The organism is Nocardia sp. NBC_01377 (assembly GCF_045040005.1).
GTDB classification, from domain to species: domain Bacteria; phylum Actinomycetota; class Actinomycetes; order Mycobacteriales; family Mycobacteriaceae; genus Nocardia; species Nocardia noduli.
On sequence record NZ_CP109566.1, the window covers coordinates 2,866,818 to 2,882,559 of the forward strand.

At 65.2% G+C, this 15,742-nt stretch carries 15 protein-coding genes; 10 read left to right on the top strand and 5 right to left on the bottom strand.

What is annotated here, in order from left to right; genetic code table 11:
* Positions 1-3: 3 nt before the first annotated feature.
* The 3 genes from OG225_RS13225 (at position 4) to OG225_RS13235 (ending at position 2,703) form a co-directional block, all read left to right on the top strand.
* Positions 4-1,215 carry an acetyl-CoA C-acetyltransferase gene (locus tag OG225_RS13225; RefSeq protein ID WP_405181928.1) on the top strand — a complete coding sequence of 404 codons (1,212 nt, stop codon included), beginning with the start codon at positions 4-6 and terminating at the stop codon, positions 1,213-1,215.
* Between the two features lie 254 nt (positions 1,216-1,469).
* Positions 1,470-1,841, top strand: a complete 372-nt coding sequence (locus OG225_RS13230; protein ID WP_405181929.1) for an ArsR/SmtB family transcription factor — start codon at positions 1,470-1,472, stop codon at positions 1,839-1,841.
* A 64-nt stretch (positions 1,842-1,905) separates the two neighbouring features.
* Positions 1,906-2,703: an enoyl-CoA hydratase/isomerase family protein gene (locus OG225_RS13235; RefSeq protein WP_405181930.1), complete on the top strand. Its 798-nt coding sequence runs from the start codon at positions 1,906-1,908 to the stop codon at positions 2,701-2,703.
* 87 nt (positions 2,704-2,790) lie between these two features.
* Here the strand turns inward: OG225_RS13235 and OG225_RS13240 are convergent, their stop codons facing one another.
* Genes OG225_RS13240 through OG225_RS13250 form a run of 3 tightly spaced genes read right to left on the bottom strand, consistent with a single transcriptional unit; the run spans position 2,791 to position 6,394 of the window.
* Positions 2,791-3,513 carry an ABC transporter ATP-binding protein gene (locus tag OG225_RS13240; protein ID WP_405181931.1) on the bottom strand — a complete coding sequence of 241 codons (723 nt, stop codon included), beginning with the start codon at positions 3,511-3,513 and terminating at the stop codon, positions 2,791-2,793.
* Positions 3,510-4,379 carry an ABC transporter ATP-binding protein gene (locus OG225_RS13245; protein ID WP_405181932.1) on the bottom strand — a complete coding sequence of 290 codons (870 nt, stop codon included), beginning with the start codon at positions 4,377-4,379 and terminating at the stop codon, positions 3,510-3,512. Before OG225_RS13245 ends, OG225_RS13240 begins: the two co-directional genes overlap by 4 nt.
* Positions 4,376-6,394 carry an ABC transporter permease gene (locus tag OG225_RS13250; protein ID WP_405181933.1) on the bottom strand — a complete coding sequence of 673 codons (2,019 nt, stop codon included), beginning with the start codon at positions 6,392-6,394 and terminating at the stop codon, positions 4,376-4,378. The genes OG225_RS13245 and OG225_RS13250 overlap by 4 nt, the downstream gene beginning before the upstream one ends.
* Positions 6,395-6,709: 315 nt before the next feature.
* On the opposite strand from OG225_RS13250, the gene OG225_RS13255 reads away from it, so the two are divergent.
* Positions 6,710-7,945: an ABC transporter substrate-binding protein gene (locus tag OG225_RS13255; protein WP_405181934.1), complete on the top strand. Its 1,236-nt coding sequence runs from the start codon at positions 6,710-6,712 to the stop codon at positions 7,943-7,945.
* 113 nt (positions 7,946-8,058) lie between these two features.
* Positions 8,059-8,292: a hypothetical protein gene (locus tag OG225_RS13260; protein WP_405181935.1), complete on the top strand. Its 234-nt coding sequence runs from the start codon at positions 8,059-8,061 to the stop codon at positions 8,290-8,292.
* A 21-nt stretch (positions 8,293-8,313) separates the two neighbouring features.
* Here the strand turns inward: OG225_RS13260 and OG225_RS13265 are convergent, their stop codons facing one another.
* Both OG225_RS13265 and OG225_RS13270 read right to left on the bottom strand, forming a co-directional pair.
* Positions 8,314-8,757, bottom strand: a complete 444-nt coding sequence (locus OG225_RS13265; protein ID WP_405181936.1) for a nuclear transport factor 2 family protein — start codon at positions 8,755-8,757, stop codon at positions 8,314-8,316.
* A gap of 55 nt (positions 8,758-8,812) precedes the next feature.
* A complete protein-coding gene (locus tag OG225_RS13270; RefSeq protein WP_405181937.1) occupies positions 8,813-10,468 on the bottom strand; it encodes a class I adenylate-forming enzyme family protein in 1,656 nt (551 codons plus the stop codon).
* Positions 10,469-10,938: 470 nt separating this feature from the next.
* Between OG225_RS13270 and OG225_RS13275 the strand changes: the two genes are divergently transcribed.
* The 5 genes from OG225_RS13275 to OG225_RS13295 all read left to right on the top strand — a co-directional run bounded on the left by OG225_RS13275 (position 10,939) and on the right by OG225_RS13295 (position 15,622).
* The gene (locus OG225_RS13275) at positions 10,939-11,061 is read left to right on the top strand and encodes a hypothetical protein (protein ID WP_405181938.1); all 123 of its coding nucleotides are present in this window, start codon (positions 10,939-10,941) and stop codon (positions 11,059-11,061) included.
* Between the two features lie 524 nt (positions 11,062-11,585).
* Positions 11,586-12,698: a sialidase family protein gene (locus OG225_RS13280; RefSeq protein ID WP_405181939.1), complete on the top strand. Its 1,113-nt coding sequence runs from the start codon at positions 11,586-11,588 to the stop codon at positions 12,696-12,698.
* A 131-nt stretch (positions 12,699-12,829) separates the two neighbouring features.
* A complete protein-coding gene (locus OG225_RS13285) occupies positions 12,830-14,251 on the top strand; it encodes a sialidase family protein (RefSeq protein ID WP_405181940.1) in 1,422 nt (473 codons plus the stop codon).
* 83 nt (positions 14,252-14,334) lie between these two features.
* Complete coding sequence (locus OG225_RS13290) at positions 14,335-15,246, top strand: TIGR03564 family F420-dependent LLM class oxidoreductase (protein ID WP_405183262.1); 912 nt, start codon at positions 14,335-14,337, stop codon at positions 15,244-15,246.
* The gene (locus OG225_RS13295; protein WP_405181941.1) at positions 15,230-15,622 is read left to right on the top strand and encodes a hypothetical protein; all 393 of its coding nucleotides are present in this window, start codon (positions 15,230-15,232) and stop codon (positions 15,620-15,622) included. The genes OG225_RS13290 and OG225_RS13295 overlap by 17 nt, the downstream gene beginning before the upstream one ends.
* Positions 15,623-15,742 lie beyond the last annotated feature (120 nt).

Below are 15,742 nucleotides of genomic sequence, written 5' to 3' on the forward strand. Positions count from 1 at the left end.
CACATGCGTGATGCGGTGATCTGTGAGCCACTGCGGACCCCGGTGGGCCGCTACGGTGGCATGTTCAAGGACGTGCCCGCCGCGGACCTCGCCAGCTCGGTGCTGCGCGAACTGGTGCGCCGCACCGGGATCGACGGGGCCGATGTCGACGATGTCCTGTTCGGCCAATGCTATCCGAACGGTGAGGCGCCCGGTATCGGGCGGGTCGCCGCACTCGACGCGGGGTTGCCGGTGACGGTTCCCGGTCTGCAACTCGATCGCCGATGTGGTTCGGGCCTCCAAGCGGTTATCGACGCCGCTATGAGAATCCAGACCGGCATCTGTGATCTGGTCGTCGCGGGCGGCGCGGAGAGTATGAGCCAGGCCGAGCACTACGCGCTGGGGCTGCGCTTCGGCCTACGCGGGAATTCGACCCAGCTCGCCGATCGGATCGGTCGCGGCAGAGTCACCGCGGGCGGCAAATATTACCCTGTGCCCGGTGGAATGCTCGAGACCGCGGAGAACCTGCGCAGGGAGTACTCGGTGAGTCGGCAAGCGCAGGACGAGCTCGCGGTGATCTCGCACCGACGTGCGATCGCCGCTCAGGAGTCCGGTCGATTCGCCGGTGAGATCGTGCCGATCACGGTGTCGACCCGTAAAGGCGAGGTCGTGCTGGATCGGGACGAGCATCCGCGCCCCGATGTCTCGGTCGAATCCTTGGCCGCGCTGAAACCGGTGCTGCTGAAGGCGGACGCGGAATCCACGGTCACCGCGGGCAATTCGAGTGGTCAGAACGACGGTGCCGCCGCGTGTATCGTCACCACGCGTGACAAGGCGGAGCAACTCGGACTTCGGCCGCTCGCTCGCCTGGTGACCTGGGCTGTCGCCGGTGTCGAGCCGTCGCGCATGGGCATCGGCCCGGTGCCCGCCACCGCGGCGGCCCTGGCGCGTGCGGATCTGCGGCTCGAGGACATCGACTTGATCGAACTCAACGAGGCCTTCGCGGCTCAGGTCCTCGCGTGCACCGCGGCATGGAAGCTCGCCGACAGCGATTTCGACCGGGTCAACGTCAACGGCTCGGGAATCTCGCTGGGTCATCCTGTCGGCGCGACCGGCGTCCGCATCCTGGCCACAGTTCTTCGCGAGCTGGAACGGCGCCAGCAGCGCTACGCGCTGGAGACGATGTGCATCGGCGGCGGTCAGGGGCTGACGGCGATCTTCGAGCGGATCACCTGACGATCAGCGTTCCGCCGCACGACAGCGGCCGCGCCAGCGTTCGTGCGACACCCACCGTGGGTGTCGCACGAACCACAAAATCATGCATATTTGCCAATATATCGAAATAAATCGGGAGCGGGCTGTACATTCAACTGCGATCCACAGTCACTGAGGGTCCTCGCGCCGGGTGAACGGCGGCAAGCGATTCACTTCGTTGCCGTCCGGAACCGCGGAGGGGCGAGTAGGCGGCGGTGGAGCGGAGGAGGATGGGTATGGTTCGCGACGTGACCATGGTCGCCGACGCCTTCAAGGCGTTGGGAGATCCGATCCGATGGGACATCGTCCAGCAGATGGTCGGTGGGATCGAGGTCGCGGCCAGCACGCTCGAAGATCTTCTCCCGGTTGCCAAGCCGACAATTTCCTACCACGTCAAGATACTGACGCAGGCGGGTCTCATCGATGTACACAAGCAGGGGCGCAACCACTCCTATTCGCTTCGTGGCGACGTATTGGCAGAAATCCTGGCCGGTCTCGCGGCTTTGGTGCCGGAGCTGCGATTGGTGGACGCTTCCTCCGAGACCGCCGTTGCCGATTCGGCCGACCGTGAGGACATCGCCTCCGTGACCGAGCTCCTGACGTGGTAGAAGTGTCCCATCTCCGAATGCATCGCTGAACGTCGCTGCTGCTCACGACCAGGAAGGGATGGAGATGTCGGCGAAGTCGCGCGACCCGGTGGTCCTCACGCGACCGGCACCCGGTGTGTGCCTACTGACGCTGAATCGCCCCGGGGTCAGGAACGTGATGACCACAGAACTCACCGAAGCCTGGGACGCCGCGCTCGATGATATCGCAGCGGACGGCGAGGTCCGCGTACTCGTCGTGACCGGCGAGGGAAGTGCGTTCTGTTCGGGTGCGGATCTGTCGTGGCTCGACCAAGGGTCGCCGGAGGACCTCACGATCGACCGCCTGCGCGGGCGGATGCTGCCGTTCTACCGGAGTTGGCTACGACCTCGTGACCTCTCGATTCCCACTCTTGCCGCGGTCAACGGCCCGGCGATCGGGGCAGGCGTATGTCTGGCCCTGGCCTGTGATGTCCGCTTCGCCGGGCCCGCCGCACGATTCAGTACACCGTTCGCTCATCGTGGCACGCACAGCGGCATGGGGGCGACCTGGCTGCTTCCCGAGGCGATCGGTGTGAGCCGCGCACGCGACCTGCTCTACACAGGTAGAGAGGTGGGACCGGATATCGCTCTAGAGTGGGGCCTGGTCACCGAGCTGGCCGAGGACGTACTGACCCGCACGCTGACGGTCGCCGCCGAGATCGCCCAGGCCGGGCCGATCGCGCTGCGCCTGACCAAGGCGGGTCTCGCGCAATCGTTCACAGGTCTGGAGCACGCTCTGCAGTGGGAAGCCCTGGCGCAGCCGGTCACTATGACAACGGCGGATATCCACGAGGGGATATTGGCGTTCCGTGAGAACAGATTGCCGCGTTTTCGCGGTCACTGAGCGCGAGTATCGGCGGACCAGCGCAGCGCCACCGCTCCCCGCGGAAGGGGGGAGCGGTGGCACGATGGCCGTCCCTCCACGGGTCTCCTATGCGGCCGTCGCCGTACCCAGGTACCGGTGCAGGAGTTCGTCCCCGGCCTGATCGGCAGGGCCGGACCAGGCCAGGCCGCCTCGCTGCAGGATGAGGCATTGATCGGCGAAGGCGATGGCCCGCCCTGCGAACTGTTCGATCATGATCACCGCCACTCCGGCTTCGCGGGCGGCGGCGAGTCCGTCGAAGACGGTATCGACGAGTTTCGGTGCGAGTCCCAGCGACATCTCGTCAGCGATCACGACTTTCGGATTCACCATCAGCGCTCGGGCCAGCGACAGCATCTGCTGTTCGCCGCCCGACAGCGTGCCCGCGACCTGCTTGCGACGTTTTTCCAGGACGGGGAAGAAGGTGTACGCGCGCTCGATGGCCGCGGCCCGATCCGACTTGTCGATGGCCAGAGCCAGCCGCAGATTCTCCTGTACCGTCAGCCGTGGGAAAACCCCTCGTCCTTCCGGCAGGTGAATCATCCCGGCCCGCCGGATCTTGGTCGCCGATGATTTGGTGATGTCGGCGCCGTCGAATTCGACCGTGCCGTCCGCGATCGGGATGAGTCCGGACAGGGAGCGCGCGAGCGTGCTCTTGCCCGCTCCGTTCGGGCCGAGCACGGCGACCGCGCTGTTGGCAGGCACGTCGAACGAGAGGCCGAACAGGGCGTGCGCCGATCCGTACCGGACGGTGAGGTCGCGTACCCGCAACAGCGGTGAAGTCGTACTCAATGGACTGCTCCCTGCTCCTGTGCGATTCCCGCCGTGTGCGATGTCGCGGACTCTTCGATCTCCTCGCCCAGATAGGCCGCTCGGACCGCGGGGTTCGAACGGATCTCGGCCGGTGTTCCCTCGGCGATCTTCACCCCGAAATCCAGGACGTGCACCGAATCGCAGATCCGCAGGACGAGTTCGACATCATGCTCGACGAACAGTAGCGAGACGCCGTGATCGGCGACGACCTGTTGCATCACCTCGGCGAGTTCGGCGGTCTCGCGGATATCGAGACCGGAGGAGGGCTCGTCGAGCAACAGCACCGACGGTTCGACCGCGAGTGCTCGGGCGACCTCGACCAATCGGCAGGATCCCAGGGGCAGATCACCCACGGACCGATGCTGGATAGGACCGAGGCCAAGTGTGTCGACCAGGGCATCGACTCGGTCGTTCTCGGCCGTGTCCGGCCTGCCGAAGCCGCGCCCGGTCAACAGATCGCTCCAGACCCTGCGTTTCGCGTGCCGCACCCGGTCCGCCAGCACTATGTGCTCGCGAACTGTCAGTGACAGAAAGAGTTCCGGGTGCTGGAAGGTCCGCGCCATACCGCGGGCCGCGCGTGCCTGCGCCGACTTTCGCGTCACCTCGACACCGTCCATCAGCACGGTGCCCGCCGTCGGGGGCAACAACCCCGAGAGCACTCCGAACAGCGTGCTCTTGCCCGCCCCGTTCGGGCCGACCAGCCCGACGATCGATTGCGACGGGACCTTCAGACACACATCGTCCAAGGCGACGAGCCCGCCGAAACGCATTGTGATGCCTCGGGCTTCGATACGAGGCGTTTCACCCTGGAAAGCGGGTATCGATACATTCGAATCGGCGCTCATGCCCCTCCTCCGACCTTGATCTCCTCGGACCGAGACCGCTGTGAAACCTCGTTGGCACGTGGCGGATCTGTCTCGGGTGCCGACGATGCGTCGGCGGTGCCGTTGCCTGCTCGTAGTCTCGATATCAGGCCGCCGAGGTCGTGGCCGATCTGGGCGATCGCCCCTTCCGGATTCTTCGCGACGGCGATCGCGCCGAGACCGAAGAGGATGACGGGAACGCGTGCGAAATCCGACGGCAGGTATGTCGCGAAGATACCGGGCATGAGGTAGAACATCAGGCCCGCGACCAGAGCGGCGACGATCGAACGAGAGCCGATGCTCACCAGCACGGCCAGCCACACCAGCCCGAGGAACGGATTGAAGCTGTCGGGCAGTGTCGACTGGAAGTTCATCGCGAGGAAGCCACCACCGACGGCGGCCACGAAGGTGGCGAGCGCGGTCAGGACGACCTTGGTCTGTACCACGCTGAGACCGATGGTCCTGGCCCCGTTCTCGCTCCATCGCACGGCGCCGACCGCCAGTCCAGTGGTCGATCGGCGGAGATTGACGATGAGCAGTCCGATGACCAGGAACGTGCCGAGCGCGAGGTAGGCGAAGGTGTCGGGATCGGTCGCGAATTCGGGACGTTCGATATCCATACCGATGCCGTAGGCGTAGATGTCGTCCTGGGTGAAGACCAGTGTCGTGACGAGTAGGCCGAAGCTCAGCGTCACCAGTGCGACGTACAGTTCGCCGAGCCGGATCGTGAGGACTCCGATCAGGATTCCGAGCGGGGTCACGATGAGTGCGGCGGCGGCAACGGCGAGCAGGGGAGACCACCCGCGGTTCGTCGCCAACTCGGCGGTGAGTACCGCTCCCAGACCCGCGAAGCTGATTTGGGACAGCCACACCATCCCACCCTCACCGACGACGAGGGTGTAGGACAACAGCGCGATGCCGCAGCAGATGCCCGCGGTCACCAAGCCGGTCCAGTAGTCGTTCATGAGCAACGGGAGAGCCGCCACCACAACGATTGTGGCGCCGGCCGCGACGACCCCGGGGCGGAGCCGACGAATACGGTTTCCGCTGGTCGACACGGACGCGGGGGCGTTGCTCTGAGTGCCGATCGAGCGATCGAGTCCGCCGCCCGCGAGGACGTCGCCCGCCTGGCCACGGAATGCGTGGTAGAGCAAGAACAGCAGCATCAACGCGAAGGGGACGCTGGGAATGGCCTTCGCGGCGAAGGAGCTTTCGGGATCGATGAACTTCTGCACGACTCCCGTCGCCACGCCCATGGCGATCGCGACGAGCACGGCGACCGGCAGACTGCGCAAGCGCGCTGCCACGACCGCGGCGAAGGCGGTCGCCATGACACCGGTCATGGATTCCGCCGACAGTCCAGCGGTCGGCGCGACGAGGATTCCCGCCAGTCCGGCCAGCACACCGCTCGCGGCCCAGACACCGACGGACACGCGCCCGGGGCTGATTCCGCTCAGCGACGTCATGGCCTCCGAATCGACGAGCGCGCGGACCTTCAGGCCGACATCGGTGAATCGGAGCACTCCCACCCCCACGACGAGGACGAGAACGAGCCCGAGGTAGGCGACGAGTTGATCGGCGTTGACCACGGCGCCGAAGACGTGGAAGACGTGCAGCGGCCGTGGTGCGAGACCCGGAGCGGTGACGTTCACGAGTTGCCCGAAGATCAGATTGATCAGCGGGGGGAGGGCCACCGAGAGGCCGATCGTCGCGACCAACTTGATCAGCGTCGACCGAAGTCGCAAGTGGCGAAACAGAAGTCCGTAGAGTATAACGCCGAGAGCCGGCGCGAACACTCCGAGCGAGACAAGCGCCGCCGGGAGTAGCGGCCAGCCTTGCTCGGTATCGAGGAAGTAGAAACAGCGCGCTACCGCGAAGGCCATCGCCGCGAAGGCCAGGTTGAAGATTCCTGAGGCGACGAAAGTGATGACCAGGGAACCGGCGGCTATCGCGTAGATGGAGCCGAGCGCGAGACCGGCCAGGACGTACGAGAGCACCAAACCTCCAAAGCTCCGAGGAATTGTCTTGACACAGAACGGTTCCCACCGCGTGCCACAGCTGCCGCCAAGTCGGCAGCAGATACTGTGATGAACCTCGAAGTAATTTCTTGAACGCCGAACAGACACAGCTAATGTGACCTAAACCACTGGGGTTGTCAAGTCTCGGCGGCGTGACGGCGCAATCTGCTGCTGTCGACCGGCGAATCTCGAGGAAATATTTCGATACTAGTGACACTTTCGAAGTTTTAAGGCAGTGTGACATGCGGCATACGGCCCCCCAGTGGTTCAAGCCACATTGGAGAACGAAGGTTGGTGAGGGGATTGCGAAAGAACGCGGTTCGGATGGCGGGCACGTTGTGCGCCGTCATGCTCGCTGTCGCAGCATGCGGCGGCGGCGATTCCGCGACGGGCGGCTCCGGCGGAGGAGGCGGTCCGATCAAGGTCGGATTGCTGACGACCCTGAGCGGTCCGGCCAGTGCCGGTTTCGTCGGTGCTGAACCGGGCGTCAACGCCCGCTTGCAGGCGTACAAGGCCGAGGGCGGCAAATGCTCCGATCGGCAGTTCGAGCTCGTCACCGCCGACGACCAGTCGAGTCCGCAAGGGGCGTTGGCCGGTGCTCAGAAGCTGGTGCAGCAGGACAAGGTATACGGCCTGCTCGAGGTCAGTTCATACTTCTTCGGCGCGGCGAAGTACGTGACGACGTCGGCGAAGGGCACTCCGACGATCGGCGGCGCGTTCGATTCCGCGCCTCAGTGGCTGGATAGCGACAACAACCTCTTCGCCGCGTTGGCGAAGGTGCCCGATTTCAGCAAGACCTACACCACGACCGGTGAATACTGGAAGCGCCTCGGCGTCACCAAGGTCGCCTCGGTCGCCTATGACAACAAGGCGTCGCAGGACGGTATGAACCAGGTTCTGCGGTCCAGCGACGCCGCCGGCCTGCCTCGGGCGTACGTGAACGACACGCTGGCGTTCGGTTCGGCCGACATCGGGGCGATCGTGCTCGGCATCAAGAACTCCGGAGCAGACGCACTCTATCTGCCGATCACTCCGGACACTTCGCTGGCGATCGTCGGCGGCCTCAGGCAGGCTGGTGTCAATCTGAAGAGCATCATCTCGGCGACCGGATACGGTGCGGATCTGCTGGCGTCACCGCCCGCGGTACAGGCAGCGCAGGGTATGACCTTCGTCAGTCAGGTACTGCCCGTCGAATCGAATACGCCCGCGACGCAGAAGCTCTCGAATGCGCTGAAGCAGTTCGCCGGGTCGCCGTCGGGGGTGCCCACCTTCTCCGAGACCTACGGGTGGTTGTCTGCCGACCTGTTCATCCATGGGCTCGAGGCGGCCGGGTGCGACGCGTCGCAGGCGAGTTTCCTCTCGACTCTGCGCGATGACCACAGTTGGGACGGGGGCGGTCTGCTCGCAGGCAAGGCCGACTTCGTGCAGCTGTCGTCGGACCAGGATTGCGTGTTCCTGGTCGATTTGAAGGGCGACGGATTCGTTCCCGTGCCCAATTGGGCGCCGGGATGCGGCACTCGGGTCGGCTAGCGGCGTAATCGTGCTGTGACACCACGGCGTCGGAGGTGGTGGGTCGACCCCACCACCTCCGACGCCGGCGGTACGCCCTACTTCCGAGTTCGGCTCACACGGTCCGCGCGGCGGTGTTGCTCGATACCGGAATTGAAACGCTGAAGGTATGTGGCGAAGCGGGCCAGATCGTCGTCTTCCCAGCCCGGCAGGGCATCGCGCAGGGCCGATATCCGTTGTCGACGTTCATGATCGAGGAGGTGCGTGCCGTGCGAGGTGATGCGAAATGTGCGGGCGATCCCGGCGTCGGGTTCCCTGATGCGTTCGACCAGGCCACGGCGCGGCAATGCCGAGGTCTGACGTGGTAGTCAAGCCGTGGCAGTCATACATCACCGATCGAATGCCCGCGACAGTTCGGGTCCGGGGTCGAGGCCGGGAGTGGTGGTCGGTTCATCGTCCACCGGCGTGAAATGACCGGCGCGGTCGATGTACTCGTCGAGGCGCGAGATCAAACCGTCATCGACGCGGACGACGATGCACACCGGCCACGCCAGGCGAGTGCCCGCGAGGGTTCGCATCGTCATCAGGTGCTGCTGAACAAAGCCGGTCGGTGTCGGAGCGCGTCGCACGTCGGTGACCGAACGCTCCGAAGTCCCGGCGATGAGTTTCTCCCAGCCGGCGCGGACGGTGCCGAGGTCGTGCGCGACGCGGTCGAAAGCGTGCCACACTTTCGCGTCGGTGCTCAGGCAGGCGATCGCCGCGTCGACGTCGCCGTTGCCCAGGGCGGTGAAGAGTCGGTCGATCACCGCGCCGTCGGCAGTTTCCTCGAGCATCCTTGCCTCCGCATGATATTTGAATACAGTTTCCTCGCGGACCGTGGCCGGTGGGTCACCGGCTGCTAGGCGCTTCCAGCCGCGGTGCCAGCAGGCTGGCTTTGTCCGCGGCCCGGGCCGCGACTTCGCGGCGCTGGATCTTGCCGGATTCGGTGCGGGGGAAGGGTTCGTGCCAGAGGACGATCTGCTCGGGTAGTTTCCACTTCGCGAGCCCGGCATCGAGCAATCGGCCGATGATCTCGGAGAATTCGAGTCCAGGTGGTGAGACGCAGCGTAGGGCGAGGACGAGCCGCTCACCGGTTTCGGGATCCGGGACGCCGTAGGCGACGGATTCTCCGAGATCGTTCAGGACGTTCGCGGCTTCATCGATCTCCGCCAGTGAGATCTTCATGCCTTTACGGGCCACGATTTCCTTGAGGCGGCCTTTGATGGTGAGTCGTCCCTCGATGATGTCGGCTTGATCGCCGGTGCGCACCCATTCGTCGTCGAAGGCGTCGGTGTTGTGTGCGGGGTCGAGGTAGCCGAGGAATCGGTGCGGCCCGGATACCAGGAGTTCGTAGTCTTTGTCGTCGCGCACGGCGATGTCGACTCCGGGGAGCGGAAAGCCTTCGTCGGAGCCTGACGCGGGGGCATCTCGCCGGACGGGGCTACAGGTCGAGAACGGCACCTCCGAGGAGCCGTAGACGCGAATCGGGGCGATGCCGCGCGCCACCGCGGCGTCGGTGAGGCGACGCGGAATCGCGGTGCCGCCCAGCGCGATCGAGCGCAGCGGCAGCGTATCGAGCTGACGGTTGTCGCATTCCTTGAACAGCTGCTCGATGATGACCGGCGCTCCGCCGATGATGGTCGCGTCGTGGTCGAGAATGTGTGTCAGTGACGCGGCCGGTTCGAACACGTCTTCCAGGACGAGTGTCGCGTGCGCGTGTAGTGCCATCTCCAACTGGATCACACCGGTGATTCCCGCGAGTGGGCTGGACAGGAATGGAATATCGGAGGAGGTGAAATCGAGCGCCTTCGCCATGTTGGCCGCGCCGCTGCGCAGGGTATTGCGGCTGTGTACAACACCTTTCGGGGTTCCGGTCGTGCCGGAGGTGAACAGCACCACGGCCGCCGCGTCGAAATCGAGCAGTGCCGCGTCGTCGGGTTCGCTGGTGGCCGTCGTGAGCGCGGTGGCCGAGAGATCATCGAAGGTGAGGACGGTTCCGTGATCGCGCAGGGCCAGTCGCTCGGCGTCGGCGGCGCCTGCCAGGGTGAGCGGTGGTCGCGCCGCGGTATGGGCATGGCGGACGTCGGAGACGCCGCAGCGCCGGTCGAGCAGGACCGCGACGTGTCCGCTGTAGAGCACCCCGAGATAGGCCGCTACCGCGGCGTTGGTGAGAGGGGCGATGATCAGGACGGGGTCGCCCGGTCGCAGCCCGATGATGCTCAGGCGCGCGCTGATCGATGTGACAATTTCGGCCAGTTGCCGATAGGACCAGGCGCTGCTGTTGTCGATCAACGCGGTCCGGTCCCCGCCCGCCTGGAGCTCCCGGTAAGGGGCACGGAGGGGCTGGGGCGGGAGCCAGTATCCCTCGCGGCGGTAGCGTTCGGCCGACGCCGCCGACCGCGGACGAGTCGGCTCCAGCGATGTGCCGGACTGCCTTGCCATGCTCCGCGAGGACGGCACCGGGTCGTGCCCGTCGGCGCTGTTCGCGATTGTGCCGAATGTCATTGCCCGATAGTCCTTTACCGAAGTAGATTGTCAGTGGAGGTACGGATTCGGCGGCAGTTGCCGGTATCGGCCGCGACGCATCGAGTGATCGCCGTTCGCGGGTCTGATCCGGCCGACCCGGCTCGGGTCGACACCTGCACTCTGTAACTCCCGCCACGGTTAGTCCAACAACCAGTGCGACAACCAATGGTTATGACCGGAGTCGGGGTGAACTCTGTAGTCGTCGCGTCGAGTACGCGTAGTCGAGTCACCAACCTCTGTGCTCGACGCATGGCCCGAAGCGCCGTTGCCGCGAGCATCATCGGTGCGGTGAGGGCCCGATGTCCCGGCGGGATTCGGTGCGCCAGGGATCCGGACAGCGGCTGTTTCGCGACATTGCGGCTCTCGATTCGTCCCGGGCACCTCGCAGGAACAGAGTATTGATGATCTATGCGACATCAGATACGGTACCCGATACCGTACATAATTCCATGCGAATCCCATTGGCAGTCGGCTGCATCTGGAACCATCGAGACGGCAGACAACTGCTGCTCAACCCGGGTTCGGCGATGTCGATCTACCCGGTCATGGTCGATCTGGAGATCTGGTTCTGATGACACGACAAACTTCGGGACGAATGTCGCGGATGGCTCGCGCCGCGACACCGTTGCCGACGGAAGCCGAGTGTTCACCATGTCGGCCGACACAGTGCGGTTCGCCCACTCCCCACCGACCGGAGCGCCATGATCCCGGACGAGTACGACCAGGCGCGGACCGCGAGCGGCGTTCGGGTCACACTCACGAAGGCCGATGGACAATGGCGTGTCTCCGCTTTCGAACCGGTGCGGTCATGGTTCTGCGGCGAAGCGCGCTGATTCTGGGGACGCTGGCGCTCAGCGCCTTGTCTGTCGTGCCTGCCCACGGCGACGAGCCGGGGCCGGATGGTTGCGATCGCACTCGTGCGACGGTCGTCCACCGCGGGAGTGACCCGCTCGAGATGGACGGCACGTTCGTGCCGTGTCTCATCGATACGGGAATGACGACCGGTGAGTCCGGGCTCGCCATTGATTCAGCCGGCGCCCTTTTTCGCTCTGTTGCCACCGGCCCGCCCGGGCTCGCGGTGTCCACCGATGACGGCGTGTCATGGGCTCGACGCGAACTCCCGCCCGGGGCGACCACGATGCTGGCCGACGGGTATCTGGATCCGGTGACCGACCGGTACTTCTACACCGGCTTCGGATCAGGCCCGGTCTACAGCACCGATGACAGAGGGAGTACGTGGACGGCGGGAACCCTGGAGCCCGGACTCCCCCTGCCGGGAGATTGGCCGCGGGTGTTCTCGGGACGTCCGGTCACATTGCGCGACAACGGTTATCCCACCAATACCTACTACTGCAACTGGACCGTCCCCATCGGGGTGACTTCCGGCTTCCGGTGCTATACCTCGACCGATGGTGGCGGGCATTTCACCCCCTCCGGCCCCGACATCGGGCCGGAGGTGTGCGCCGACCCGCTCTACACACCCGGTACCGTGCACGGCCGGGGTATAGTCGATCCGCGCAACGGAACCATCTATCTCACGATCAGCGTCTGCGGGCGGCTCGACGTCGCGGTGTCGACCGACGAGGGTGCGTCATGGACTCGGCGTCCGATTCCCGGGGTTCGACTGACGGGTTTCACCGCCCTCCTCGACACGATCGATTCACCGGCATGGCGGGAGCAGAATCTCGGTGGCAGGTTGAATCCGGTGGGACCCGAGTTGTCCGCCGGGATATACAGCGACTCCATCGCGATGGATGCGCTGGGGCGTCTCTATGTGGTGTGGGTCGACGCGGAGACCTATCTTCCGCGACTGGCGGCCTCTTCCGACGGCGGAACATCCTGGTCTGTCGTCGAGTCCGTCGTTCCGGAGGGCGTGGTTCAGGCGACGCTGCCCGGCGTGACCGTCACCCGGGGCGGACGAGTCGGCCTGTCCTATTACGGGTCGACCGACAAACGAACCTGGACCGGCTACCTCGCGATCACCGACGACGCCGTCGCACCCGTACCGATATTCCAGACGGCGACCGTCACGCCTGCGGACCGACCGCTGATGCCGGAGCCGTGTTGCTGGGCCAACGGCTTGCAGGAATACACCATGCCGCGATGGGCGCCGGACGGTTCGCTGTGGGCCGCCTTCGCGGGCTCGCGACCAGCCGGTGACTTCCAGGGGCTGGTGGGGCGCCTGGTACCGCGAGATGGCCGCCGATGACGGTCACCGCCGCAACCATCGATGAGGAAGACGGGACAGGGATGGAGTTCGCGGACGCGAGAAGGCCGGTGAGAGATCGGAGTGCTCGCCTCGCGACGGAGAATCCGAGCCGGACCGTCTCGATGTCCAGGATGGTCCGCACGATCGGAGCGGGAGTCACCGCGCTGGCATCGGCGGTCTGCCTGACCGCGCTATCCGCCTCGGGGGCGCTGGCACAAGAAGGAGCCGGTACTTCGCGATGCGTGTCGGCGACGACGAACGGCGCTGATCGACAACCGCCGATCGAACCGTCCTGGGACGCCGGATGCGTGTACGCGACCGGCTTCGACGACATGTCGCCCTCGATCCAGGTCACCAGTGACGGGTCGCTGTTCATCGCCCGCAGTGTCGGAGGTGTGCTTCGCTCGACCGATCACGGCGAGCGCTGGACAGCGCTGATGATTCCGAATTCGATTGCCGGTGGCGGCAATTCGACCGGGACGCACGGGTACGTACACGTCGATCCCCGTACCGATCGGGTCTACTACGTCACGAGCATGCTGGTGCCCTCGTGCGGAGGACTCTCCGGTGGCATGGTTTCGTGGTCCGACGATCTGGGGTCGACGTGGGCCGGAACGACCGTCGCGTGTGACACCTTCGACTGGGGCAAGATCGTCACCGGTCCGGCGCCCGCCGGAAACCCCTATCCGAGTGCGGCCTACTTCTTCGGCGTCGGTCTGCGCCCGGTGGGTGGTCAGCGCTACGTCTACCGATCGCTCGACGGCGGCGCGACCTGGCAACGAATGGAGAATCCGGCCGCGGTCACGACCGAGGCCGGAGTGGGCGCGAGCGCTCCCGACGGGACCGTGTACTTCGACTATCCCGAATTCATCGGATTCGATCCCGCGAGGCTCGTCGATCCGACCTATCCTTTCGACCCGGCGAATCTGTGCCGCCAGATGGTCGCGGTCAGTGACGATTTCGGCGAGAATTGGCGTCAGGAACCGATACCGGGATCGCGGACATGCTATTCGCTGTACGGTCAGCAGCGCGTAGCCGTAGACCGAGTCGGCACCGTCTACGCATTGTGGGTCGACGATATCGACGGGCAACTCTACCTGTCGATATCTCGGGATCGCGGGCGCCAGTGGTCGGCACCGACGAACATCATGCCGGTCGGGGCTACGTTCTCCCATACCCACGCCAATATCGTGGCGGCCGAACCGGGGCACGTTCTGATCGCCGCGCTCATGACGGCGGACCCGGTCGATACCCGGCGGGCCATCCAGTCGAATTTCAGCGACTATTCCTCGTACCTGATCGAGTCCTTCGACGCCTCGAATCCCACACCGCATTTCACCTCTGTGAACCTCGATTCCGAGGGGGAGCCGTCGGTGCGAATAGGTGAAGACCACAACGAGGCAAACGCGTACCTGGGAATGTCGCCGTCCGGCGAGGGATGGGCCGTCTTCTCCCGCCACGCTCCGGCACTGTTCGGCCCGGGGCAGTTGGCCGTCGCGACGATGAAGCACGGGGCAGCGAATCGAGAAAGCCCTCGACCGCCGCACAGCTGACCGTCGCCTGGGCGGCATGCCGGTCAGAAATTCTCCAGCCACGCGGAATTCCCCGCGGGCGAAGACAACATACCGATATGAGGATGTCCGCTGTGCGGATCGGTACCCTGCTCGACGAGCCTTCCGGGCCCGATGGTCTATGTGAACTGACCGATCAACTACGACAGAGCGCCGAAGAGGGTTTCGATTCGGCGTGGCTGCTGCACACGTTCGGAGCCGACGCGCTCACCGCTCTGGCCGTGGCGAGCAGTCAGGTACCCGATATCGCGATCGGCACGGCCGTGGTGCCGACGTATCCACGCCATCCCGGAGCGCTGGCTCAGCAGGCCAGGACGACGGCCTTAGCGGCCGGGGCAGACCGTATGACGCTGGGCATCGGCTTGTCTCACAAGATCGTCATCGAGAACATGTTCGGATACGACTTCGACCGGCCCGCACGGCATATGAAGGAATATCTGTCGGTGCTGGTACCGCTGCTGGAGGGCGGCGCTGTCTCGTACTCCGGCGAGCTCTACAACGCGAATCTGGGGTTGTCTATCCCCGATGAGGGCCGAGTTTCGCTGCTGCTGGCGGCACTGGGCACCCATATGTTGCGTCTGGCCGACGGCACCGTGTTGTGGATGACCGGGGCAACATCCATTCGCGAACATATCGCGCCCGCGATCACGGCCGCCGCGGAACGCCCGGCGCCGCGGATAGTCTGTGTGCCGCCCGTGCTGGTCACCGATGATGTCGAGAGTGCTCGTCGGCACCGGGCAGAACTATTCGCCCGCGGTGACCGAAACCTCCGCCGCGATCATCGCTCTGGACATGGACACCGGAAGCCGGCGTTGGGTGTTCCGAGCCCGCGCCGACGACGTCTGGAACGCTGCGTGCGAGATCCCCGGGCTCAGCGACATCAAATGCGCCGATCCGATCGGACACGACCTCGACTTCGGTGCGCCACCGATCCTCACTACCCTGCCCGACGGCTCGCAGGTGGTGCTGGCCGGTGACAAAGGCGGGGTCGTGTTCTGCCTGGACATCTCGGTCTACTCCGCAGCGGTGTCGGTAACCAACGACATCTTGCTCGCGGGTTCGCTCGATGGCGAGATGGTGGCGGTCCGGACTTCGGACGGCCAGGAGTTGAGCCGGTTCGACAGCGATATCCCCTTTATCGACGTAGCGGGAAACTCCGGTGACGGCGGCGCTATCCATCGCGGCTGCCCTCTTCCCGCCGAGTGTCTGTACGCGAATCTCGCGATCCCACTGATTCCGAGTTCGGTACGGCGACGATTTCGTGGTACCCGATCTCATGGCGACGCCTGCGTCTGGAATTTGCTTGTGCAACAGCTCGATACGCGTCGGTCGCAGCTTGGAGTATGTAGGTGACCGACGCGGCGGTGTACTACGGGCAGCCGGAGACACACCGCGCGCCGATGGGGAAGTGGTCTCAGGCTGGTTGGTTGCCGCCGTCGGATACGTGGATCGAACCCGCCGCACGAATGTTGT